Source organism: Rhodobacter lacus (genome assembly GCF_042683065.1).
GTDB lineage: Bacteria > Pseudomonadota > Alphaproteobacteria > Rhodobacterales > Rhodobacteraceae > Rhodobacter > Rhodobacter lacus.
The window spans coordinates 123,704-145,729 of sequence record NZ_JBHUIX010000004.1 but is presented as its reverse complement, the minus strand read 5'-3'; the positions used below and the strand labels follow the sequence as shown (position 1 = coordinate 145,729).

General features: G+C 66.2%; 20 protein-coding genes and 1 pseudogene. 10 read left to right on the top strand and 11 right to left on the bottom strand.

Going from position 1 to position 22,026, the window contains the following annotated elements; all coding sequences use genetic code 11:
• Positions 1–27 precede the first annotated feature (27 nt).
• The 9 genes from ACFSM0_RS04105 to crtA form a co-directional block, all read right to left on the bottom strand.
• A complete protein-coding gene (locus ACFSM0_RS04105; RefSeq protein ID WP_377387568.1) occupies positions 28–1,146 on the bottom strand; it encodes a beta-ketoacyl-ACP synthase III in 1,119 nt (372 codons plus the stop codon).
• A gap of 57 nt (positions 1,147–1,203) precedes the next feature.
• Positions 1,204–2,145 carry a 2-hydroxyacid dehydrogenase gene (locus ACFSM0_RS04100; protein WP_377387565.1) on the bottom strand — a complete coding sequence of 314 codons (942 nt, stop codon included), beginning with the start codon at positions 2,143–2,145 and terminating at the stop codon, positions 1,204–1,206.
• Complete coding sequence (locus ACFSM0_RS04095) at positions 2,145–2,486, bottom strand: tRNA-binding protein (RefSeq protein ID WP_377387563.1); 342 nt, start codon at positions 2,484–2,486, stop codon at positions 2,145–2,147. The genes ACFSM0_RS04100 and ACFSM0_RS04095 overlap by 1 nt, the downstream gene beginning before the upstream one ends.
• Positions 2,483–3,295: a pyrroline-5-carboxylate reductase gene (proC, locus tag ACFSM0_RS04090; protein ID WP_377387561.1), complete on the bottom strand. Its 813-nt coding sequence runs from the start codon at positions 3,293–3,295 to the stop codon at positions 2,483–2,485. The genes ACFSM0_RS04095 and proC overlap by 4 nt, the downstream gene beginning before the upstream one ends.
• 22 nt (positions 3,296–3,317) lie before the next feature.
• Positions 3,318–3,821: a type III secretion system chaperone family protein gene (locus ACFSM0_RS04085; protein ID WP_377387558.1), complete on the bottom strand. Its 504-nt coding sequence runs from the start codon at positions 3,819–3,821 to the stop codon at positions 3,318–3,320.
• Between the two features lie 299 nt (positions 3,822–4,120).
• Entirely contained in the window at positions 4,121–4,981 is an 861-nt protein-coding gene (gene bchO, locus ACFSM0_RS04080; RefSeq protein ID WP_377387555.1) for an alpha/beta fold hydrolase BchO, read from the bottom strand.
• Complete coding sequence (locus ACFSM0_RS04075; RefSeq protein ID WP_377387552.1) at positions 4,982–6,670, bottom strand: magnesium chelatase subunit D; 1,689 nt, start codon at positions 6,668–6,670, stop codon at positions 4,982–4,984.
• A 2-nt stretch (positions 6,671–6,672) separates the two neighbouring features.
• Positions 6,673–7,725, bottom strand: a complete 1,053-nt coding sequence (gene bchI / locus ACFSM0_RS04070; RefSeq protein WP_097069498.1) for a magnesium chelatase ATPase subunit I — start codon at positions 7,723–7,725, stop codon at positions 6,673–6,675.
• Complete coding sequence (gene crtA, locus ACFSM0_RS04065) at positions 7,722–8,447, bottom strand: spheroidene monooxygenase (protein WP_377387548.1); 726 nt, start codon at positions 8,445–8,447, stop codon at positions 7,722–7,724. The genes bchI and crtA overlap by 4 nt, the downstream gene beginning before the upstream one ends.
• 164 nt (positions 8,448–8,611) lie before the next feature.
• Here crtA and ACFSM0_RS04060 point away from each other — a divergent pair.
• From ACFSM0_RS04060 to tspO, 3 genes and pseudogenes are all read left to right on the top strand, one after another.
• Positions 8,612–10,159, top strand: a pseudogene (locus tag ACFSM0_RS04060) (phytoene desaturase); the annotation flags it as partial.
• Positions 10,160–10,365: 206 nt separating this feature from the next.
• Positions 10,366–11,376: a 15-cis-phytoene synthase gene (crtB, locus tag ACFSM0_RS04055; RefSeq protein ID WP_377387545.1), complete on the top strand. Its 1,011-nt coding sequence runs from the start codon at positions 10,366–10,368 to the stop codon at positions 11,374–11,376.
• Between the two features lie 119 nt (positions 11,377–11,495).
• Positions 11,496–11,978, top strand: a complete 483-nt coding sequence (gene tspO, locus ACFSM0_RS04050; RefSeq protein WP_377387542.1) for a tryptophan-rich sensory protein TspO — start codon at positions 11,496–11,498, stop codon at positions 11,976–11,978.
• Between the two features lie 67 nt (positions 11,979–12,045).
• On the opposite strand, the gene crtC is transcribed toward tspO, so the two are convergent.
• Positions 12,046–12,891: a carotenoid 1,2-hydratase gene (crtC, locus tag ACFSM0_RS04045; RefSeq protein WP_377387539.1), complete on the bottom strand. Its 846-nt coding sequence runs from the start codon at positions 12,889–12,891 to the stop codon at positions 12,046–12,048.
• Between the two features lie 65 nt (positions 12,892–12,956).
• The gene (gene crtD / locus ACFSM0_RS04040) at positions 12,957–14,441 is read right to left on the bottom strand and encodes a 1-hydroxycarotenoid 3,4-desaturase CrtD (protein ID WP_377387536.1); all 1,485 of its coding nucleotides are present in this window, start codon (positions 14,439–14,441) and stop codon (positions 12,957–12,959) included.
• A gap of 121 nt (positions 14,442–14,562) precedes the next feature.
• Between crtD and ACFSM0_RS04035 the strand changes: the two genes are divergently transcribed.
• The 7 genes from ACFSM0_RS04035 (at position 14,563) to pufQ (ending at position 21,923) form a co-directional block, all read left to right on the top strand.
• Positions 14,563–15,435, top strand: coding sequence for a polyprenyl synthetase family protein (locus tag ACFSM0_RS04035; RefSeq protein WP_245860910.1), 873 nt, complete (start codon positions 14,563–14,565; stop codon positions 15,433–15,435).
• Between the two features lie 75 nt (positions 15,436–15,510).
• The gene (locus ACFSM0_RS04030) at positions 15,511–16,620 is read left to right on the top strand and encodes a methyltransferase (protein ID WP_377387943.1); all 1,110 of its coding nucleotides are present in this window, start codon (positions 15,511–15,513) and stop codon (positions 16,618–16,620) included.
• A 163-nt stretch (positions 16,621–16,783) separates the two neighbouring features.
• Positions 16,784–17,728 (top strand): chlorophyll synthesis pathway protein BchC, encoded by a 945-nt coding sequence (bchC, locus tag ACFSM0_RS04025; RefSeq protein ID WP_377387532.1) that lies wholly within the window; start codon positions 16,784–16,786, stop codon positions 17,726–17,728.
• Positions 17,725–18,726, top strand: a complete 1,002-nt coding sequence (locus ACFSM0_RS04020) for a chlorophyllide a reductase iron protein subunit X (RefSeq protein WP_377387529.1) — start codon at positions 17,725–17,727, stop codon at positions 18,724–18,726. Before bchC ends, ACFSM0_RS04020 begins: the two co-directional genes overlap by 4 nt.
• On the top strand, positions 18,719–20,224 hold the full coding sequence (gene bchY / locus ACFSM0_RS04015) for a chlorophyllide a reductase subunit Y (protein ID WP_377387526.1): 1,506 nt from the start codon (positions 18,719–18,721) through the stop codon (positions 20,222–20,224). The genes ACFSM0_RS04020 and bchY overlap by 8 nt, the downstream gene beginning before the upstream one ends.
• Positions 20,224–21,702, top strand: a complete 1,479-nt coding sequence (gene bchZ / locus ACFSM0_RS04010) for a chlorophyllide a reductase subunit Z (protein ID WP_377387523.1) — start codon at positions 20,224–20,226, stop codon at positions 21,700–21,702. The genes bchY and bchZ overlap by 1 nt, the downstream gene beginning before the upstream one ends.
• A complete protein-coding gene (gene pufQ / locus ACFSM0_RS04005) occupies positions 21,699–21,923 on the top strand; it encodes a cytochrome PufQ (RefSeq protein WP_377387520.1) in 225 nt (74 codons plus the stop codon). Before bchZ ends, pufQ begins: the two co-directional genes overlap by 4 nt.
• Positions 21,924–22,026: the final 103 nt, after the last annotated feature.

Sequence of the window (22,026 nt, the reverse complement as noted above, 5' to 3'; positions counted from 1 at the left end):
GGGGGCGGGCCCCCTCGGCCAGTGCCCTCAATATTTCTCGACGATCACCGAGCCGACCGAATAGCCCGCGCCGAAGGAGCAAATGAGCCCCATCTCGCCGGGCGCAAAATCCTCCGAGAACCGATCAAAGGCGATGATCGAGCCCGCCGAGGAGGTATTGGCGAATTCCTGCAAGATATTGGGTTGCTCGCCCGGCTCCGGGTCGCGCCCGAGCACCTTGCGGCCAATGAAATCGTTCATCGTCTTGTTGGCCTGATGCAGCCAGAGCCGCTTGAGCCGGTTTGCCGCCACGCCGGTATCGTCCAGATGATGCTGGATATGCGCACAGACAAGCGGCAGCACTTCCTTGAAGACCTTGCGGCCCTCCTGCATGAACTGCATGTCGCGCCGGTCTGCCATGCCATCGGGCCGGGTGCGGCGCAAAAAGCCGTTGTTGTTGCGGATGTGGTTGGAAAACTCGGTGCCGCAGCGGCTGGAGCGGATCACAAAGCCGCTTTGGGCATCGTCGACGCGCTCGATCAGCGTGGCGGTGGCCACGTCGCCAAAGATGAAATGGCAATCCCGGTCGCGCCATTCCAGATGGCCTGAGGTGATCTCGGGGTTCACCACCAGCGCGCGGCGCACGGAGCCCGCGCGGATCATGTCTGCCGCCGCCTGAATCCCGAAAGTGGCGGAGGAGCAGGCCACGTTCATGTCGAAGGCAAAGCCGCCCGCGCCCAGAAGCTGTTGAATCTCGATCGCCACCGCCGGATAGGCGCGCTCCATGTTGGAGGCGGCACAGATCACCAGATCGACCTCCGCCCCCGTCCGCCCGGCTTTCGCGAGCGCCTTTTCGCAGGCATCCAAGGCCATTTCCGCCATGATCCCGGGTTCGTCATCCGCGCGCTGGCGCAGATGCGGATACATCCGGGCCGGATCGAGCACGCCGGTGCGGTCCATCACATAGCGGCTCTCGATCCCCGAGGCCTTGTGGATGAACTCCGAGGAGGAATGGGGCATCTCGGCCAGCGTGCCCGCCGCGATTTCTGCCGCATGCTCGGCATTGAACCGATCCGCATAAGCGTTGAAGGCAACGACCAGTTCGTCGTTCGAAATCGTGTCCGGCGGCACAAAGACGCCGGTGGCGGTGATGGCAGGCTGATGCATGACGGTTCCTCCCGTGTCGCGGCCAAATTCCGCTGGCCGCACCGGAAGGTCAAGCGCCTAGAGGGCGTTCGGAAGCGGCCTGCCGTCGCGGAAGGCGCGCAGGTTCTCCACCGCCATCATTCCCATCGCGTCGCGCACCTGCTCGGTTGCGGTGCCGAGATGGGGAAGCAGCGTGACGTTGTCGAGCCCGCGGAGCGCCGCGGGCACCTCGGGCTCGTTGGCATAGACATCGAGCCCGGCGCCACCGATGGTGCGCGCCTCAAGCGCTGCGATCAGCGCCGCCTCATCCACCACATCGCCGCGCGCGATGTTGATCAGATGCGCATGGGGGCGCATCTGCGCCAGCTCGCCCGCACCGATGATGCCGCGCGTTTGCGCCGTGGCGGGCACGGCGAGCACAAGGAAATCGACCGTTTCAAGGAGCGCGGCCAAGGGCAGGGGGCGCGCCGGAAAGGGCAGATCCTTCGGGCTGCGGGAGGTGTAGAAAACCTCCATCCCGAAGCCGAAATGGGCGCGTTTTGCAATGGCTTGGCCAATCCGCCCCATGCCGAGCACCCCAAGGCGCTTGCCGCTGACATGCGCGCCAAGCATTTGCGTGGGCGCCCAGCCGGTCCATTGGCCCGCGCGCAGCATCCGCTCCCCCTCCGAGGCCCGGCGCGCCGACATCAAGACCAGCATCATCGCAATATCGGCGGTGGCATCGGTGACGGCGCCGGGGGTGTTGGTGACGGAGACCCCCGCCGCGCGGGCGGCGGCAAGGTTGATATGGTTCACGCCGACGCCGAAATTTGCCAACAGCTTGGCGCGGGGGCGGCCCGCAAAGGCCTCTGTGGAGAAACAATCGCCAAGCGTGGGCAACAGCGCGTCATAGTGCGCAAGCGCGGTCCGGGCTTCCTCCACGCGCATCGGCGCGTCGATCCGGCGAAACTCCGCCCCCAGCTCGTCGCGCAGAATTGCGGTGACACGGGGCGTCTGGGCGCGGGTGACAAGCAGGCGCATCAGAACATCCGCCCGCCGAGCGGCACCTCTTGCCCGGGGCCGATCAACACCACGGCGCCCGCGGCATCGGGCAGGCCAAGCACGAGCGCCTCGGACATGAACGGCCCGATCTGGCGCGGCGGAAAGTTGACGACGCCGAGCACCTGACGGCCCAGAAGATCCTCGGGCGTATAATGCACGGTGATCTGGACGGAGGATTTTTTTACCCCGATCTCCGGGCCATAGTCGACCCAGAGTTTGTAGGCGGGCTTGCGCGCCTCGGGGAAGGGTTGCACATCCACAACCCGGCCCACACGGATGTCGACCTTGGCAAAATCATCGTAGGTAATCGGATCACTCATTTGCCAAGCGCCTTGCCGCGGGCCTCGGCAGCGGCCACGGTGCGGGTCATCAGATCGGTAAGCCCGCCCGGTTCGGCCATCAGGACTGCGAGCCCCGCGGCGGTGGTGCCCCCCGGCGAGGTCACGTTCTGGCGCAGCTCGGCCGGTGTTTCCGCGGCCACTTCTGCCAGCGCGCCCGCGCCCGCCACGGTGGCCTTGGCGAGCGTCATCGCCAGATCGGGGGCAAGGCCCACGGCTTCGCCCGCCCGTGCCATCGCCTCGATCATGTGGAACACATAGCCCGGGCCCGAGCCGGAGAGCGCGGTCACGGCATCCATCTGATGCTCGCCCGGAAGCCGCACCACTTGCCCGACCGCGGTCAGAAGCGCCTCGGCAAGCGCCAGATGCGCCTCGGTCGCGACCGCGTTGCCGCAAATGGCAGTGATGCCACGGCTGATCGCGGCCGGGGTGTTGGGCATCGCGCGCACGATCGGCGTGGCGGCGCCGAGGATTGCCTCATAGGTGGCGAGCGTCGTGCCCGCGGCAACGGTGACAAAGAGGGTCTTGCCGCCGCCCATCGCCGTCAGGCTCGGGAGCGCCGCGGCCATCATTTGCGGCTTGACCGCGATCAGCACCACCGCCGGCGCCTCGGGGAGGGGGCCATTGAGCGCCACGCCCGTGCCCTTGAGCCAGGCCGAGGGGCTCGGGTCGGTCACATGCACCGCAGCGGGGGAAAGCCCCTCGCCCAGCCAGCCGGCGAGCAGCGCCGAGCCCATCTTGCCGCAGCCCAGAAGCACGAGCCCGCGGCTCTCGATTCCGCTAAAATCCATCGCTATCTCCTTCGGGTGGAGATTAGGCGCGCCCGTAGGCCTCGGCAATGGCGACTTTCATCGCCTGTTCCGGGGTCTCTTCGCCCCAAGTGGCAAGCTGCATCGCCGGGTAGAACCGCTCTGAAACCATCAGCGCGGTGCGGATCATCCGGTCGATCTGCTCGGGGCCCGCGATCTGGCAGCCCGAGAGCACAAGCCCGTAGCGCCAGACCATGAGCTTTTGCTCCGGCCACCAGGTGAACGCGCCGGTCCAGCACTGGTCATTGATGCGGTTGAGAAGCTCGTAAAGCGCGCCCATGCGCGCTGCGGGCGGATCGAGATCGAAGGTGGAGATCAGGCGGAGCGTTTCGTCCTGTTCCGACCAGTCGAGGGTCAATGCATAGGAGCGCCACTGGCCCTCCACCTGCATGGCGATCTGGTCATGGGCGATGCGGTCAAATTCCCAGTCATGCGCCTCGGCCAGGGTTTCCACCACATCGATCGGATGGGTGTCGGAGCCGTCGAGATAGTCTTCGCTCAATGCCATGTCGGTTCCACCTGCCTGTGCGCTTTGGAGAGTTATCCCCAAGAGCTCGGAATATTAACTAGGAGCGGCAGTTGAGGCCTGCCGTCTCTACCAGATATCGTGGGGCGAAGTGCCAAGGCTGTAAAGCAGATTATCGTGGATAACTGGGCACAAGCGCAGTTTCCCACAGGAAAAACGAGGCTTTGGGGGAGATTTCGCTTCGGCGGGGCCGAAGCGACCCGCCGGGGGCGCTGCCCCCGGACCCCCGGGATATTTGGACAAAGTCGAAGGCAGCGGCGCGGAAAGCTGGTGCGCGGGCGTTACGCCGTGTGCTCCAGCCAGTCGGTCAGGAGGGCGGAAAGCCCGTCGGGCGCTTCTTCCTGCAAAAGATGCCCGCCCGCCATCTTGCGCAGCTCCGCTTGCGGCATCGCGCGGGCCGCGGTTTCCGAGACCTCGGGCGGGACGGCCTTGTCTTCTGTGCCCACGAGCAGAAGTGCCGGTTTGCGCAGCCGCGGCAGGTTCAGGATCAGCGTCTCAAGCCGCCATTGCGCCATCATCTCCAGCGCGCCCCGCACATGCTCGGTGTCTTGCACAAGCCGCGTATATTGCGCCTTGCCCTCGGGCTCGATCACGGAGCCCGTGCTGTCGAGGAGCCGGCTTACCCGCTCTGGCGAGGCCCAGACCCGCGCGGCCACCGGCGCGGTGAGCGGGAAGGCGGCGAGCCCCTGTGCGATGAGCGGAAAAAGCACCCCCGCGACGCCTTCGAAATGGTCGAGCGCGGCATTGATGCCGATCACCCGCGGGATCGCGGTGTTGAGCGCCATCTGCAGCGCAATCGCGCCGCCCGCGGAATGGCCGATCACCGCGGTGGGGGCAATGCCAAGCGCCTCGCACAGCGTGCACAGATCCTCGGCAATCGGGCCAAGCCCGAGCCGCCCGCGTTCATGGGTGCGGGTGCAGCCATGGCCGGGCAGGTCGGGCACGATCAGCCGGAACCGGGTCGACAGGCCCGGAATGGTGCGCCGGAAGCTGTGCCCCGATGCGCCCAAACCATGCAGCATCAGCAAGGCCGGCGCGTCGCGCGGGCCGGTGTCGAGCACCCACCAGTCGATGCGCTCGACCCGATGGATCCGCGCGGCAGACCTGTTGGGCCAGTTTGCCGGCAGCGTGCGCGGGTCCATTCACGCCTCCAGAGCGGCTCCAAGCACATCGGCCATGCGATGTGCATTGGCCCTTGGCAGCGCAATGTAATGCCCGCCCATGTTCTGCGCCAGTTCCTTCAGCCGCTGATTGGGCCGCATCGCCGTGTCGATGATCACCGCGGGCGTGCCGGCGGCGCGGATCGCCCGGGCCATCTGCGTCGCCTGCTTTTCCGCGAGGGCGCGGTTCGCGCTGCCATCAAGGGCGATGTTGCCGCGCCCGTCGGTCAGAAGCGCGATGGTGGGGGTCATGCCGCGCGAGCGGGCCTGTTTCGCGGTTGAAAGCGCCAGTTCGAGCCCATGGGCGAGCGGCGTGCCGCCACCACCGGGCAGGCCGGAAAGATGGCGCTTGGTCTGCGTGAGCGAGCGCGACGGCGCAAGCAGAAGCTGCGCCCCCTCGCCGCGGAAGCTCACAAGCGAGACATGGTCGCGCTGGGAGTAGGCGCGCGCGAGCAGGAGTTCCACCGCGCCCTTGGCCTCGGAGAGCCGCGCCATCGCCGCAGAGCCGGAGGCATCGACGGTGAAGATCAGAACCCGGTCCGACATCTCCTTGCGGCGGCGCAGATGGATGTCGGAGGCATCCACCAGGAGCACCTGCTTTTTGCGCGCGGCGGGGGCGGATTTGCGGCGCATCCCCTGCCAGGGGGCGGCGCAGCGCAGGGTGGCCACAAGGTCAATGCGGGCATTGTCCTCGAGCTTGCCCTTGCGCGAGGGCAGCGGGCGGCCACGGCGGTTGCCGATCCGCTCTTCGCCCGAACCCGCGCCCCCATTGGCCGCCTTCAGGCGGGACCGCAGGTCGATGGTTTTGAGAAGGTCATCGGGCAGCATCGCGCGCACCGCCTCGACGATGATCTCGCGCGGCAGGCCCTCACCCGGATCGGTCTGATCCTGATCGTCATTCTCGGGCCGGTCGTTGTCTTGCGGCTCGGGCGGCGGAGGCGGCGGGGGCTCGTCTTGCATATCTTGCAGCGGCATGGCGCGGTGCGCGAGCGTGAGTTGCGCGGCGTGCAGGACATCGTCCTTTTCCACCACGGTCCGGCCATCAAGCGCGGTGAGGATGCGCGCCGCGGTGAGCGCGAGCATCGGCGCACGCAGGCTCAGGATGCGCAGCCGCGCGCAGCCCTCGACCACGTCGCGCACCCGCTCCGAGGGCATCTCGATATGCGGGAGCAGCGCGCGGGCGCGGGTGATGTGCTCGGGGTCGGGCAGGAGCGCCGCGCCGTCGATCGAACGGGTCTCGCTCAGGTCGATGAAGAGGCCAAGCCGGTCGGCGATCGAGAAGGGCAGGCCCTCCTCGGCTTCGGCGGCCTCATCGAGCGCGATCAAAGCCTGTTGCCGGGCATCGAGCGCCTGCGCGAGGCGGGCGCCGAGCTTGGGCGTGCAGCGCTCGGCCATCGGCAGGATGAACACGCGCGGCTCATCGAGCAGGCCGCCGCGCAGCACCGGGCGCCCGGTGTGCAGCGTCTCCGCCACATCAAGCCCGCCGTAAAGCGCCTGATCGTCGACATTGGGGGGCAGGCGGCGCAGCGCCATCGGAAACGGGAGCTGCGCCAGAACATCGGTGAAAGCCGTGCGCACGGGGCCGGCGCGCGAGCGCAGCCAGAGCCCGCCCAGTGCCGCCGGATCGACCGTCAGCACCGCAAGCGCCGAGCGGAGATGATCTTCTTCCATGGTCAGGGCAGCGTTTCTTCGACAGTGCGGGCCACGCGGGCGGTGGAGCCCGCTTCATCGAGCGGATCGCGGCGCAGACGGTGCGAAAGCGCCATGCCCGCCACCTTGCGGATATGTTCCCGGCCCACGGCGGGGGCGCCTTCGAGCGCGGCGAGGGCGCGCGCGGAGCGCAGGAGCGTGAGTTCCCCCCGCAGACCATCCGAGCCCAGCGCGATGCAGAGCGCGGCACAGTCGTAAAGCGCGGTATTGGGCGCCTCGACCTTGGGCAGATGGGCGCGCGCGGTCAGGATCTGCTCGCGGATTTCCATGTCTTTGGGGCGCCATTCCTCAAGGAACTTGAGCGGATCGGCGTCATAAGTGTCGCGCCGCCGGATCACCTCGACGCGGGTTTCCACGTCGCGCGGGGAGAGCACCTCGACCGAGAGGCCGAACCGGTCCAGAAGCTGCGGGCGCAAATCGCCCTCTTCGGGGTTGCCCGAGCCCACCAGCACAAAGCGCGCCGGGTGGCGGATCGAGAGCCCGTCGCGCTCGACCACGTTTTCGCCCGATTGCGCCACGTCAAGGAGCAGGTCGACGATGTGATCTTCAAGAAGGTTGCATTCGTCGATGTAGAGATAGCCGCGGTTGGCGCGCGCCAGAAGCCCCGGCTCAAACGCTTTCTCGCCATGCGAGATCGCGCGTTCGATGTCGAGCGCGCCCACCACGCGGTCTTCGGAAACGCCAAGCGGCAGGTCCACCACCGGGGTGGCCTTGCGCACGATGTCTTTTGAAAGCACCGTCGCCCATTCCGGGATCATCTCGACTTTCGGCGAGTTGACCGGGCAGCCCTCGACCGCCTCGATCTCGGGCAGAAGGGCGGCGAGCGCGCGCACGGCGGTGGATTTGCCGGTGCCGCGATCCCCAAACACCAAAACCCCGCCGATGCCGGGGTCAACGGCCGTGAGCAGGAGCGCCAGCTTCATGTCTTCCTGACCGACGATCGCCGAGAAGGGAAAGACGGGTCGCGGTCGTGCGCCTTCTGCCTGGGGACGAATTTGAGCGACAGCAGAGGTCATGCAGCTTCCCTTTCCAAGTCTTTCCGGGCATCCAGCGGGTTCTTGCCAAGCCAGGTGCCCTCGATTCCGAGCAGGCGGAACCGGGCGTAGAGTTCTTCGGTGAACCATCCTTGTTCGCGTGCCGCGCGGATGGCCCGTCCGTGCGGAGTATCCCCCCGCGCGAATTGCGACATCGTCTTCACATCGGGCCAGATCGAGAAGGTGACCTGATGGAAGAGCGGAATTTCTCCGATCCCGATCTTGAAGATCAGGTTCGGATCGGTGCCGACTTTCTCGGAAATGTCGGGCACGCGCGACCAGAAACGGGTCGCCATATGCGGTTTGATCGAGGCGCGGGTGAGCGCGACCACCGGGCCGGTGCCGGGCTCGGCATCGGGCTCGGGGATGAACGGGTTGCGCCCGCCCCAGCTCCCGCGCGACGAGGTCGGCTCGAGATGGATGAAAAGCTGTTCGTCCGAATGCTTGCGCCAGTTTTGCCAGACCGGGCTTTCATGGATGACGGAGCGGGCGTCGTCCTCGTTGGCAAAGGCCGACATGATCGCCCAGACATGGACGTTGGGTTTGGGGGTAAAGCCTTCGCCGGTGCCGGAGCCGCAAAGTTTGAAGAAGCGCAGGCGGTTCTCGTCATGCAGCGGTTTGCGCGCGAGAATCATTTGCGAGATGATCCAGGGCAGATGGCTCGTGCTTTCGAAGCGGAACAGGCTGAGCGTCGCGACGGCCATCAGGCATCCCCCTTACATTTCCCCAAGTGTAAATGCATATTTACATAGCCCCCCTGCGTTGGGAAGGGGGACAGACGTTTTGTCGCTGTGCGCCCATGTCGGTTGTAAATCGGGATTGACGCCCTATCATCCGCGCCATGCAACGGAATTCCAGTGAAAAGACCATGTCCATGAACACTGAAGGCAAGGGCCGGGCCGTCGTTATCGGCGCCGGTCTCGGAGGGTTGGCGGCGGCGATGCGCCTTGGCGCCAAGGGTTGGAAGGTGACGCTCGTCGACAAGCTCGACCGGCCCGGCGGGCGCGGCTCGTCGATCACCAAGGGGGGGCATCGATTCGACCTCGGCCCGACCATCGTCACCGTGCCAGACCGGCTGCGCGAACTTTGGGCAGAGTGCGGGCGCGACTTCGACAAGGATGTGAAACTGGTCGAGATGGACCCGTTCTACAAGATCCTGTTCCCCGACGGGGAGAGCTACACCGCTTACGGCGATGACGCGAAGGTCAAGGCCGAGGTGGAGCGGATCAGCCCGCGCGATGTGGAGGGCTTCCGCCACTTCATGTGGGATGCCCACGCGCGCTACGAATTCGGCTACGAGAACCTCGGCCGCAAGCCGATGCACAAGCTGTGGGATCTGATCAAGGTTCTGCCCACGTTCGGCTGGCTGCGTGCAGACCGTTCGGTCTACGGCCATGCCAAGATGATGGTGAAGGATGATCACCTGCGCTTCGCGCTCTCCTTCCATCCGCTCTTTATCGGCGGCGACCCCTTCCACGTCACCTCGATGTATATTCTCGTCAGCACGCTCGAAAAGAAATTCGGCGTGCATTACGCGATGGGCGGCATTCAGGCGATTGCCGATGCCGCGGTGAAGGTGATCGAGGCGCAGGGCGGCACGGTGCTGCTCAACACCGAGGTCGACGAGATCTTGGTTTCGCGCGAGGGCAAGGCCACCGGTATTCGCCTTGGCGATGGCAGCGAGCTCCCCGCCGAAGTGGTGGTGTCGAACGCCGATGCGGGCCACACCTACAAGCGGCTTCTGCGCAACACCACGCGCTGGCGCTGGACCGACGAGAAGCTCGACAAGAAGCGTTGGTCGATGGGCCTTTTCGTCTGGTATTTCGGCACCAAGGGCACCGCGAACATGTGGAAGGATGTCGGCCATCACTCGGTCGTCGTCGGGCCGCGCTACAAGGAGCACGTGAAGGATCTCTTCATCACCGGCACGCTTGCCGATGACATGAGCCTTTATGTTCACCGCCCCTCCGTGACCGATCCGAGCGCCGCGCCGAAGGGGGATGACACGTTCTACGTGCTCTCGCCGGTGCCGCATCTGGGCCATGACAATGGCGTGGATTGGGACAAGGAGATGGAGGTCTACAAGGCCAAGGTGCTCAAGGTGATCGAGGAGCGGCTGCTGCCCGGCGTCGCCGACAAGATCACCGAGGAAGTGGTGTTCACGCCGAACACCTTCCGCGACCGCTATCTGTCGCCCTTCGGTGCGGGCTTCTCGCTTGAGCCGCGGATCTTCCAGTCGGCGTGGTTCCGTCCGCACAATATCTCGGAAGAGGTGGATGGCCTCTATCTGACCGGCGCGGGCACGCATCCGGGGGCGGGTGTGCCCTCGGTGATCGGCTCGGGGGAACTCGTGGCCGACATGATCGGCCCGGCACCGGGCTTTGTCGCCTCCGAAAAACCCGCGGTGAAACCGGCGCCCGCGCCCGAGCCCGCGAAACCGGCGCCGGTGAAGGCAGAGGCGCCGAAGCCCGCGCCCGAGCCGAAACCTGCCCCGGCGCCCGCGGCGAAGGCCGCGCCAGAACCGAAGCCGGAGCCGGCAATGGCAGAGGCTCCGCCCGCGAAACCGGCGGCGCCTGCGGCGAAACCTGCGCCCAAGCGCGCTCCGCGTGGTAAGGGCCGGAAATGATTGCCCCGGAAGATATGGCGGTTTGCCGCGAGCTGATCCGCACCGGGAGCTATTCGTTCCATGCCGCCTCGCGGGTTCTGCCCGCGCGGGTGCGCGATCCGGCGCTTGCCCTTTACGCGTTCTGCCGTGTCGCTGACGATGCGGTGGATGAAGTCGCAGCCTCCGACAAGGGGGCTGCGGTTGCGCGCCTGAAAGACCGGCTCGACCGGATCTATGCCGGTCAGCCGCGCGATGCGGCCTCTGACCGGGCCTTTGCCTCGGTGGTGGAGGAATTCGAGATGCCGCGGGCGCTGCCCGAAGCGCTGATCGAAGGGCTCGAATGGGATGCCTCGGGGCGGCGCTACAAGGATCTCTCCGAGCTGCAGGCCTATTCGGCGCGCGTGGCCTCGGCGGTTGGCGCGATGATGTGCGTGCTGATGCGGGTGCGCGACCCCGATGTGATCGCGCGCGCCTGCGACCTTGGCCTTGCGATGCAGCTCACCAATATTGCGCGCGATGTGGGCGAGGATGCCCGCGCCGGGCGGCTGTTCCTGCCGCTCGACTGGCTCGCCGAAGAGGGCATCGACCCGGAAGACTTCCTCGCCGATCCGCAACCGCTTCCCGGCATTTGCCGCTGCACCGAGCGGCTGATCAAACGCGCCGACATGCTTTACTGGCGTGCCGCGACCGGCGTGCGCTGCCTGCCGCTCGACTGCCGCCCCGGCATTTTGGCCGCGGGCCGCGTTTATGCCGCGATTGGCGATCAGGTGGTGCGCCGGGGCCATGACAGTGTCACGAGCCGCGCCTATACCTCCGGGCGGCGCAAGCTTGTGCTGATGGCGGGCTCGGTGTTCTCGTCGATGGGCTTTTCGCTGTTGCCACGCTCGGCGCGGCTTCATGCAAAGCCCGAGCCCGAAGTGGCCTTCCTCGTCGATGCGGCAGCGCGCAAGCCCGAAGGGCAGGATCGTGCCGAGCTTCTGATCGGTGCGATGATGGCGCTGAAAGCGCGCGACCGCGGGCTCGCCTGAGCCTGCGGCGGCGCGCCTCCGGGCTGCGACAAAACGTCAGGGCGCCCGATTTGAGCGGAACCTCGGGCGCCGCAAGGGGTTATAAGGGAACATGCAACCTTCCCAACCGGAGGCCTCTGATGAGCCTGCCCCTGTTTTTTGTGTTCCTTGCTTCCTGCCTCACCGCCGGTACCACGGGTGCCGTGTTCAAGCCCAATACCTGGTATGACAGCCTCAACAAACCGGACTGGACCCCGCCGAACTGGGTGTTCCCGACGGTCTGGACCACGCTCTACATCCTGATGTCGATCGCTGCGGCACGGGTGGCGGGGCTCGCGGGCGAGAATGCCGGGGTGGGCATGGCGCTCGCGCTCTGGGGCCTTCAGATCGGCTTCAACACGCTCTGGACGCCGATCTTTTTCGGCCTGCATCGTCTGGGGGGCGGCATGATCGTGCTGGTCGGGCTGTGGCTGACCGTGTTTGCCACCACCATCCTGTTCTGGCGCATCGACTGGGTCGCGGGGCTGCTGTTTGTGCCCTATGTGATCTGGGTGACCACTGCGGGCGCGCTGAACTGGAGCGTGTGGCGCCGCAACCCCAATGAGCCCGCCGTTACGCCTTAAGCTCTGACGAGACTGAAAAAGCCCGCCTTGCTGCTGCAGGGCGGGCCTTTTCATGCCTGAGCGGCGCTCAGTCCTTGAACGTCCAGCCGGCGCGGCGCGGCACACGCACCGCGAGCATCGGTTTCAGAACCGGCTGGCGGAACCGCACGAGGTCGAGCGCCTCATGCATGCCCACGCTCACCTCGCCGTCGATCGTGGTTTCCATCAGCGCGCGCGAATAGAAGGGCGCTTCGAGAAGCGAGAACACGCCTTTCGGCCTTGCGCCCGGATCACAGCGGGTTTCGCGCCGCACAAACCAGGGCGTGCGCTTCATCTTCACGAGCGGCGGCGGGGTCTCCACCTCGCGCACCGAGCCATCGGGGTTGATCTGCACCGCGAGCGCGACCTTGCTGCCGTCGAGCCGGGTGGCATCGTAAAAGCAGACCGTGCGATCCTTCAGCGGGAACCGTCCCCAGGTCCAGAAGGCGAAATCTTCCTCAAGCGCGCGGGTGCCGAAATTGGCGTCGAAATAGCCGTGCCCGGTCCATTTGTGGCCGGGCGCGAGATCAACCTCGACCTTGGCGATGGGGGCAAAGGGGCGCCAGGTGTGGCCCGCATCGGGGGTGAGGCGCAGCTCTGCCTGCGTCACCGCGGCGGGGGTGAGCACGATCCGGCCCTTGAGCTTGCCGAGCTTGGGCAGCGCCCCCCATTCATCGACATCGATGATCAGTTCGGTGCCGGTCCAGGTGAGCTTGGAGGGACCGACCTCGAATGTGTCGCGGGTCTGGCGCAGCGCCGAGCGGCCGCGGTCTGTCATCGTGAAGCGGCCCTCGCGGCCGGTCGTCACAAGGTTGATGCAGCAGTGGTTTTGCGGCTCCTTGCGGCCCGACCAGCGATACCACGGCGAGAACACCGAGCCGATGAAGGCGATCATCGAAAACGCCTTCGTGCCATCGTCGGAGATGCCGTCGCAATACCACCAGGCGTAGCCGTTCGGCCCTACTTCGCGGCGGAAATCCGGTCCGCCGCCAAGGCCTTCGCCGCATGCCTGCCGGAAGTCAGCGCCATGGGAACCCCCGCGCCAGGATGGGTGCCCCCACCCGCCAGATAAAGCCCCTTCAGCCCCGTCCGCGCCAAGGGCCGCTGGAACGTCGCCAGAACCCCCTCCGGCGAGCCCCCGTAGATCGCCCCCTGCGAGCCCGGAAACCGGCGCGACAGCAGCGCCGGCGTTGTCAGCCCCGGTGGCTCCGGCTCCGGCTCGAAGCTCAGCCCCATCGCGGCCAGCGTCGGGAAGGTGCGTGCCCTGCATTGCGATTCCTCCTGCGGGAAGGGTTGATGGCCCGCAGGCCCGTTCATGATGATCTCGAACCGCTCGATCTCGGGCGGCGGGCTCGCCATCTCGCGGTCCTGCGCGCAGACATAAAGTGTCGGCTCTTCCGGCATCCGGCCCACCCCGATCGGGCCGAATTCAAGCTCCGGGTCGGCGCTGAAAAAGACGTTGTGATGGGCAAGCTCCACGCCCACGGGCTTCGCGCCAAAGGCCCAGACCCAGGCCGAAAGGCTCGGCTCGGGGCGGCGCGTATCCTCCATCGAGGCGCGCGCGGCATCGCCCAGAAGCCCGTCGCGCAACGCGCCCGGATCGCCGTTGAAGACGCAAGCCGCGCAGGGGATCGAGGTGCCGTTCTCGATTTCCACCGCGACCACGCGGCCCTCTTTGCGCACGATCCGCTTGGCGCGGGAATTGTAGTGAAACTGCACACCCTTGCGCTCGGCCGCACGGGCGAGCGCCGCGGCCACGCCATGCATGCCCTCGGCAATCGCCCAGACGCCCTGCACCTCGGCCTGCCAGATCAGCGAGAGCACGGCGGGTGTCGCGGCGGGACGGCCGCCGACATAGGTGGCGTAACGGCCAAAAAGCTGCACCAGCCGCGGGTCGGAGAACTGGCTGCGCAGAAGCTCCTGCATCGTCAGCCCCGGCCGGAGTGCGCCCCAAAGCTTCGGGCGCGCCAGCGTTGCGGCAACGATTCGCCCCAGGTCCGGTTTTGGCGCCGCGATCACCGAGCCCGAAAAGGCTTCCCACATGCCGCGCGTGATCCGGTCGAAGCGGCGGAATGCCGCAGCCTCCTTCGCCCCGAAGGCCGCCTCGATCGCCGCGATATTGGCATCGAGATCGGTGAAGAGGTCGAGTGTTGCGCCATCGGGCCAGAAATGGCGCGCCAGCCGGGGCAGGGGAATCAGCGTCAGCTCATCTTCTGTGCGGGTGCCGCATTCGGCAAAAATCGCATCGAGAACATGGCGCATCGTCAGGACCGTTGGCCCGGTATCGGCCAGCCCGGAGGGGGTTGGCACACCACGCGCCTTGCCGCCGGGCACGTCGCCCGCTTCAACAACCGTAACCTTGATGCCTTGCGCCGCGAGCCCTGCCGCTGCTGCCAATCCGCCCATTCCGGCGCCGATCACCACGACGCCCGTCTCACCTTGCATTCCCGCGCTCCAAACATGTCCCCGGAGGGTGCAATTTGTCCCATCCCCCGGGTGTAACTTTCAGTTTACACATGGAGGGGCGAATGCCAATGTCCCGAGTGACGCAGCGGAGGGCCCTTTCATGTCCATGATGGATACCCGTATTGAGACGGCGCTGAAAGCCGCGCTCTCCCCCGAAGCCCTGGCGGCCTGTCCGCCGCGGCTCGCCACCTCGCTGCCCTATGCGGTGTTTCCGGGCGGTGCGCGGATCCGCCCGACGATCCTGATGGCGGTGGCCACGGCCTGCGGCGACGACATGCCCGCGGTGAGCGATGCCGCCGCCGTGGCGCTTGAGCTGATGCATTGCGCGAGCCTCGTGCATGATGATCTGCCCGCCTTTGACGATGCCGATATCCGCCGCGGCAAGCCCTCGCTGCACAAGGCCTATAGCGAGCCGCTCGCGGTTCTGGCGGGCGACAGCCTGCTCATCCGCGGCTTTGAAGTGCTCGCCGCCGTCGGGGCGCAATCGCCCGACCGCGCGCTCAAGCTGATTGCCAAACTCGGCCAGCTTTCGGGCGCCTGCGGCGGCATCTGCGCGGGGCAGGCGTGGGAAAGCGAGCCCGAGGTGGACCTTGCCGCCTATCACCAGTCCAAAACCGGGGCGCTCTTCATTGCCGCAACGCAAATGGGCGCGATTGCGGCGGGCGCCGAGCCCGAACCGTGGTTTGATCTCGGGATGCGGATCGGCTCTGCCTTCCAGATCGCCGACGACCTGAAAGATGCGCTCGTCCCCGCCGAGGTGATGGGCAAGCCCGCCGGGCAAGACAGCACCCACCAGCGCCCGACCGCGGTGCAGACGATGGGGATCGCCGGGGCGACCAAGCATTTGCAAGATGTGCTCGCGGGCGCCATCGCCTCGATCCCGTCGTGCCCGGGGGAGGCGAAGCTCGCCCAGCTCGTGCAGCTTTACGCACAAAAGATCATGGATATCCCGGCTGCCGCTGACCGGAGTTGAGCCGTGGCCAAGGATGATGTCAGCGTTTTGAAGGGGGCGGCTGCGGCCGCGCCGGTGAAGCCGCCTGCGGGCCCGGTGCCCGATCTGGGCCGTGAGGAACCGCCACGCCCGCCGGGCCGGGTCGGCTTTTTTACCCGCATCGCGCTTTCGCCGCGGCTGCACGAGATCTTTGAGCGCATGCCGCTGATGAACCGCGTCACACGGCGCGAGGGCGTGGCGCTGTTCGATGTGGTCTCGGGCTTCGTGCAAAGCCAGGTTCTGCTCGCCGTGGTCGAGTTTCGGCTTTTGCACATTCTCGCCGAGGGGGCCTGGCGGCTTGAGCAGATTTCGCTGCGCTCGGGGCTGGCCGAAGACCGGCTTGCGGTGCTGTTGCAAGCGGCGGCGGCGCTCAAGCTCGTGAAATTCCGCCGCGGCCTGTGGCATCTGATGCCGCGCGGCGCGGCCTTCATCACCGTGCCGGGGCTCGAATCGATGGTGCGCCACCATCCGGTGCTGTACCGCGACCTTTGCGACCCGGTTGCCTTCCTCAAAGGCCAGACCGAGCCGGAGCTTGCGGGCTTCTGGCCCTATGTTTTCGGCCCGCTCGCGCGGGAGGATGCGGGGCTGGCCGCGCGCTATTCGCAACTGATGGCGGACAGTCAGCGCACCGTCGCCGATGACACCTTGCGGCTGATCGACCTGTCCAGGGCGAAGCGGCTGATGGATGTGGGCGGGGGCACCGGCGCGTTCTTGCGGCAGGCGGCGGCGCTCTACCCGGAGCTGGATCTGACGCTTTTCGATCTGCCGCATGTGCTTGAGGTGGCAGACCGCTTCAGCCCGCGACTCACGCTCGCGCCCGGCTCGTTCCGCGATGACCCGATTCCCGAAGGCGCCGATGTCATCTCTTTGGTGCGGGTTCTGTATGATCATCCTGACAGCGTGGTCGAGCCGCTGCTGAAAAAAGTGCATGCTGCGCTGCCGCCCGGAGGCCGTCTGATCATCTCCGAAACCTTCGGTGGCGGCGAAAAACCGGATCGCGCCTGCGACGTTTATTTTGCCTTCTACACGATGGCGATGTGCTCGGGGCGCACACGATCCCCCGAAGAGATCAAGCAAATGCTTGAAAAGGCAGGGTTCGTTCGGGTGACGAAAGCCCGCACCCTGCGCCCCTTCATCACCTCGGTGATCGAGGCCGAACGCGGGTGAACGCGCGCGGCCCGGCCCGGAAGGGGCCGGGCGGGGTCAGAAAGTCGCACGCCCGAATGTGTCGAAAGTGTCTAATCAAATTGACAGTCGGGCGTGTAAGTTTAATCATACATCTAGGCGTGATCTGCCCGACTCTCCGGCCCGATCGCGTCGGGAGTGAGAGATGGAAACGCAAGTCGTCATAATGTCCGGTCCGAAAGCGATCTCGACGGGCACCGCTGGACTGATCGACCCCGGTCCTTCGGATCTCGTCGTCGACGTCGCCTATTCCGGCATTTCGACAGGTACCGAAAAGCTGTTCTGGCTTGGCACCATGCCACCCTTCCCGGGCATGGGGTACCCTCTCGTTCCCGGCTATGAGAGTTTCGGAGAGGTAGTCGAAGCCGGCCCCGACACCGGCTTTCGACCGGGTGATCACGTCTTCGTCCCCGGGGCGAATTGCTACTCGGGCGGAGTGCGCGGATTGTTTGGCGGTGCCTCCAGGCGTCTGGTCACGGCAGCGTCGCGGGTCTGCCGCCTTGATGCCGGGATCGGCGCCGAGGGGGCGCTGCTCGCGCTCGCCGCCACCGCCCGCCATGCGCTTGCCGGGTTTGACAATGCGCTCCCCGATCTGATCGTGGGGCATGGCACGCTGGGCCGTCTGCTCGCACGCCTCACCATCGCTGCGGGCGGCAAGCCCCCGGTGGTGTGGGAGATCAACGCCGCGCGCCGGTCTGGTGCGCGGGGCTATGAGGTGCTCGACCCCGCCGAGGACCCGCGCCGCGATTACAAGGCGATTTATGATGCCTCGGGCGCGCCCGGGCTGATCGACCAGCTTGTCGGCCATCTCGACAAGCATGGCGAGCTGGTGCTGTGCGGCTTTTATACCGTGCCCGTGTCCTTCGCCTTTGTGCCCGCCTTCATGAAGGAGATGCGCCTGCGCATCGCCGCCGAATGGCAGCCTGCCGATCTCTCCGCGACCCGGGCCCTGATCGAGAGCGGCGCGCTCTCGCTTGATGGTCTCATCACCCATCGCCGCCCCGCGGCCGATGCGGCCGAGGCCTACAGAACCGCTTTTGAAGACCCCGACTGCCTGAAGATGATCCTCGACTGGAGTAAAGCCGCATGAGCGACGCACCGAACCTGAGAGGATATGACGACCGGCTTCGGGCCGAGGCCTCCGAGGAGCCGACCATGGAACTACCCGATTTCCCGCCCACCAAGAAAACGCAGATCATCGCGATCTACGGCAAGGGCGGCTCTGGCAAGTCCTTCACGCTGGCCAACCTCAGCCACATGATGGCGGAGATGGGCAAGCGCGTGCTGCTGATCGGCTGTGACCCGAAATCGGATACCACCTCTCTGCTCTTTGGCGGCAAGAACTGCCCCACCATCATCGAGACCGCCGCCGCCAGGAAGGCCGCGGGCGAAGAGGTGAAGGTGAGCGATGTCTGCTTCAAGTCCGGCGGCGTTTTCGCGATGGAGCTGGGCGGGCCGGAAGTGGGCCGCGGCTGCGGCGGGCGTGGCATCATCCACGGCTTTGAAACGCTCGAAAAGCTCGGCTTCCATGACTGGGATTTCGACTTCGTTCTGCTCGATTTCCTGGGCGACGTGGTCTGCGGCGGCTTTGGCCTGCCGATCGCGCGCGACATGGCGCAAAAGGTGATCGTGGTCGGCTCGAACGACCTGCAATCGCTTTATGTGGCCAACAACGTCTGCAACGCGGTGGAATATTTCCGCAAGCTCGGCGGCAATGTCGGCGTGGCGGGCATCGTCATCAACAAGGACGATGGCACCGGCGAGGCGCAGGCCTTTGCCAAGGCCGCGAATATTCCGATCCTCGCGGCCATTCCCGCCGATGAGGAGCTGCGCCGCAAATCGGCCGCTTATCAGATCGTTGGCACCAATGCGACGGCCTGGGGCCCGCTCTTTGCCGAACTCGCGCAAAACGTCGCCGATGCGCCGCCCCTGCGGCCGCGCCCGCTCAGCCAGGATGAACTCCTGAGCCTGTTCGAGGCGAGCGACGAGGGGGGCGATGTCGATCTCGTGCCCGCGACCGAAGAAGACCTGCGTGGCGCCAATGCCGCGCCGAAGAAATCTCTGGAAGTGATCTACGACGATGTCTGAGAGCCAAGGCGCATATGGGCCGGGCGAAGGCAGCTGCGGCGCGGGCGCGGATCGGCTGGTTGCCGAGGCGCGCGCTGCGGGCAATGCCGAACTGCTTGATCGCTTCGCCGCCGACTACCCGCAAGGCCCGCATGACCGGCCGCAAACGATGTGCCCGGCCTTTGGCTCGCTGCGCGTGGGGCTGCGCATGCGCCGCACCGCGACCGTGCTTTGCGGCTCGGCCTGCTGCGTTTACGGGCTGAGCTTCATTTCCCACTTTTACGGCGCGCGCCGCTCGGTGGGCTATGTGCCCTTTGACTCGGAAACCCTCGTGACGGGGAAACTCTTCGAGGATATCCGCGCCGCGGTGCATGAGCTGGCCGACCCGGAGCGTTACGACGCGATCGTGGTGGCAAACCTCTGTGTGCCCACCGCCTCGGGCGTGCCGCTGCGGCTGTTGCCAAGCGAGATCAACGGGGTGCGCGTGGTGGGGATCGACGTTCCCGGCTTTGGTGTGCCGACCCATGCCGAGGCGAAAGACGTGCTTTCGGGCGCGATGCTGAACTATGCCCGGCAAGAGGCGATGGCCGGTCCGGTGCAGGCGCCCGCGTCTGGCCGGGCGGACCGGCCAACGGTCACGCTTCTGGGCGAGATGTTCCCGGCCGATCCGATGGTGATTGGCGGGATGCTCGCGCCGATGGGCCTTGCGGTTGGCCCCACGGTTCCGGTGCGCGACTGGCGCGAGCTTTATGCCGCGCTCGACAGCAAGGTGATTGCCGCGATCCACCCGTTTTACACCTCTGCGATCCGCGAGTTCGAGGCCGCAGGGCGGACCATCGTCGGCTCGGCCCCCGTGGGCCATGACGGTACGATGGAGTGGCTCGCCAATATCGGCGAGGCCTACAACGTCGCGCCCGCGCAGATTGCCGCCGCGCAAAACGCCTTTGGCCCCGCGATCAGGGGGGCGATTGCCAATGCGCCAATCAAGGGGCGGATCACGCTTTCGGGCTATGAGGGCTCGGAGCTTCTGGTCGCGCGTCTGTTGATCGAATCCGGCGCCGAGGTGCCTTACGTTGGCACCGCGCTTGGCCGCACGCCCTGGAGTGCCGCCGACAAGGCCTGGCTTGAGGCGCGCGGCACGGTGGTCAAATACCGCGCCAGCCTCGAAGACGATTATGCCGCGATGGAGGCTTTTGCGCCCGATCTCGCCATCGGCACCACCCCCGTGGTGCAGAAGGCAAAAGAAATGGGCACGCCCGCGCTTTACTTCACCAACCTCATCTCGGCGCGCCCGCTCATGGGCCCGGCCGGGGCGGGCAGCCTCGCGCAGGTGATCAACACCGCGATGGGCAACCGCGCGCGCATGGCCTCGATGAAGGCCTTCTTTGCGGGGGTGGGCACGGGCGATACCGCCGGGATCTGGGAAAACGAGCCGGTGCTCCATCCCGACTTCCGCGAGAGCCAGCGCAAGAAACAGGAAAAAGCCGCCCGTGCGGCCAAGGCCGAGGAGATGATCTGATGCTCATCCTCGACCATGACAGGGCAGGGGGCTACTGGGGCGCGGTCTATGCGTTTTGCGCCGTCAAAGGGCTGCAGGTGGTGATTGACGGCCCGGTGGGCTGCGAAAACCTCCCCGTGACCTCGGTTTTGCATTACACCGATGCGCTGCCGCCGCATGAGCTGCCCATTGTCGTCACCGGGCTCGGTGAGGAAGAACTGGGCCGCGAGGGCACGGAAGCGGCGATGAGCCGGGCGTGGAAAACGCTCGACCCGCATCTGCCCGCCGTGGTGGTGACAGGCTCGATTGCCGAAATGATCGGCGGCGGCGTGACGCCGCAGGGCACGAATATCCAGCGCTTCCTGCCGCGCACCATCGACGAAGACCAATGGCAATGCGCCGACCGCGCGATGACCTGGCTTTTCACCGAATTTGGCATGACCAAGGGGCGGATGCCCGGCGAGCGTGTGCGCCCCGAAGGGGCGAAGCCGCGGGTGAACATTCTTGGGCCGATGTATGGCACCTTCAACATGGCCTCGGATCTCGCGGAGATTCGCCGCCTGATCGAGGGAATCGGCGCCGAAGTGAACATGGTGTTCCCCCTGGGCGCGCATCTGAGCGAGATGCGCAACCTCGTGAATGCCGATGTGAACGTGGTGATGTACCGCGAATTTGGCCGCAACCTCGCCGAGAAGCTCGGCAAGCCCTATCTGCAGGCGCCGATGGGCCTTGAGGCGACGACCAAGTTCCTGCGCACGCTCGGCGAGCTGACGGGACTCGACCCCGAACCCTTCATCGCGCGCGAAAAACACACGACTCTGAAGCCGCTGTGGGATCTGTGGCGATCTGTCACGCAAGACTTCTTCGGCACCGCCTCCTTCGGCGTCGTGGCGAATGAGACATATGCGCGCGGCATCAAAGCCTTCCTTGAACGCGATCTGGGGCTCCCATGTGCCTTTTCGGTGCCCCGTGTGGCCGGGAAAAAGACGAATAACGAGGAAATTCGCGGTTTGATCCGCCAAACCCGGCCTCTGGTCGTTTTTGGCTCGATCAACGAGAAGATTTATCTTGCCGAAACCAAGGGCGGGCATGGGCCTGCGGCCTCTTTTGTGGCCGCCTCTTTCCCCGGAGCGGCAATCCGCCGCGCGACGGGCACCCCCTTCATGGGCTACACAGGAAGCGTCTACTTGCTGCAGGAAGTCTGCAACGGCCTGTTCGACGCTTTGTTCAATATCCTGCCGCTCGCCTCCGAAATGGACAGCGCCGCGGCAACGCCTACCACCTTGCGTCGCGACATGCCCTGGGATGTGGATGCGCAGGTGGCACTTGACCGGATTGTGAGTGAGCATCCGGTACTTACGAGGATTTCAGCGGCCAAGTCCCTGCGGGATGCGGCTGAGAAGGCTGCCCTTGATCAAGGGGCGGAACGTGTCGTGTTGGAGATGGTCGAAGCCCTTGGCGGGATCGGACGCTCCGAGAAGAGGGGGGATACCAAATGAACAGCAACGAGATCCGCGCTCATGGGGTGTCGCATGGACACCGTGCCCCCCGGCCCGAATACGCGCTTTATTTCTCGCTCATCCTGATCGTGGCGATGCCCTTCGCGCTGATCGGCTGGGTGAACCGTCTCGTCCGTGATCGTCGTCTGCCCGAAATGGGCCCGTTTGCCCGCGCCTGGCGCGAGGCGACCGAGATCACGCCCGAGATCTTCCGGCCCTGAGCCGGCGCTATTGCCGACGGGCGTGCGCGCCCCTCGGATCGAGTTCTCCATGGGCGGGATGAGCCCGGCCATGGCGGAAATGCGGGATGGTATGGTGCCATCT

Bases quoted from the DNA above. Each gene is read 5' to 3' on its own strand.
- ACFSM0_RS04085 (WP_377387558.1), bottom strand. From the start codon at position 3,821: ATGGCATTGAGCGAAGACTATCTCGACGGCTCCGACACCCATCCGATC.
- crtA (WP_377387548.1), bottom strand. From the start codon at position 8,447: ATGGCCGTCGCGACGCTCAGCCTGTTCCGCTTCGAAAGCACGAGCCAT.
- crtD (WP_377387536.1), bottom strand. From the start codon at position 14,441: ATGCAAGGTGAGACGGGCGTCGTGGTGATCGGCGCCGGAATGGGCGGA.
- ACFSM0_RS04020 (WP_377387529.1), top strand. From the start codon at position 17,725: ATGAGCGACGCACCGAACCTGAGAGGATATGACGACCGGCTTCGGGCC.
- proC (WP_377387561.1), bottom strand. From the start codon at position 3,295: ATGGATTTTAGCGGAATCGAGAGCCGCGGGCTCGTGCTTCTGGGCTGC.
- ACFSM0_RS04035 (WP_245860910.1), top strand. From the start codon at position 14,563: ATGTCCATGATGGATACCCGTATTGAGACGGCGCTGAAAGCCGCGCTC.
- ACFSM0_RS04075 (WP_377387552.1), bottom strand. From the start codon at position 6,670: ATGGAAGAAGATCATCTCCGCTCGGCGCTTGCGGTGCTGACGGTCGAT.
- pufQ (WP_377387520.1), top strand. From the start codon at position 21,699: ATGAACAGCAACGAGATCCGCGCTCATGGGGTGTCGCATGGACACCGT.
- crtC (WP_377387539.1), bottom strand. From the start codon at position 12,891: ATGATCGCCTTCATCGGCTCGGTGTTCTCGCCGTGGTATCGCTGGTCG.
- ACFSM0_RS04095 (WP_377387563.1), bottom strand. From the start codon at position 2,486: ATGAGTGATCCGATTACCTACGATGATTTTGCCAAGGTCGACATCCGT.
- tspO (WP_377387542.1), top strand. From the start codon at position 11,496: ATGAGCCTGCCCCTGTTTTTTGTGTTCCTTGCTTCCTGCCTCACCGCC.
- bchY (WP_377387526.1), top strand. From the start codon at position 18,719: ATGTCTGAGAGCCAAGGCGCATATGGGCCGGGCGAAGGCAGCTGCGGC.
- bchC (WP_377387532.1), top strand. From the start codon at position 16,784: ATGGAAACGCAAGTCGTCATAATGTCCGGTCCGAAAGCGATCTCGACG.
- ACFSM0_RS04105 (WP_377387568.1), bottom strand. From the start codon at position 1,146: ATGCATCAGCCTGCCATCACCGCCACCGGCGTCTTTGTGCCGCCGGAC.
- crtB (WP_377387545.1), top strand. From the start codon at position 10,366: ATGATTGCCCCGGAAGATATGGCGGTTTGCCGCGAGCTGATCCGCACC.
- ACFSM0_RS04100 (WP_377387565.1), bottom strand. From the start codon at position 2,145: ATGCGCCTGCTTGTCACCCGCGCCCAGACGCCCCGTGTCACCGCAATT.
- bchZ (WP_377387523.1), top strand. From the start codon at position 20,224: ATGCTCATCCTCGACCATGACAGGGCAGGGGGCTACTGGGGCGCGGTC.
- bchO (WP_377387555.1), bottom strand. From the start codon at position 4,981: ATGGACCCGCGCACGCTGCCGGCAAACTGGCCCAACAGGTCTGCCGCG.
- bchI (WP_097069498.1), bottom strand. From the start codon at position 7,725: ATGACCTCTGCTGTCGCTCAAATTCGTCCCCAGGCAGAAGGCGCACGA.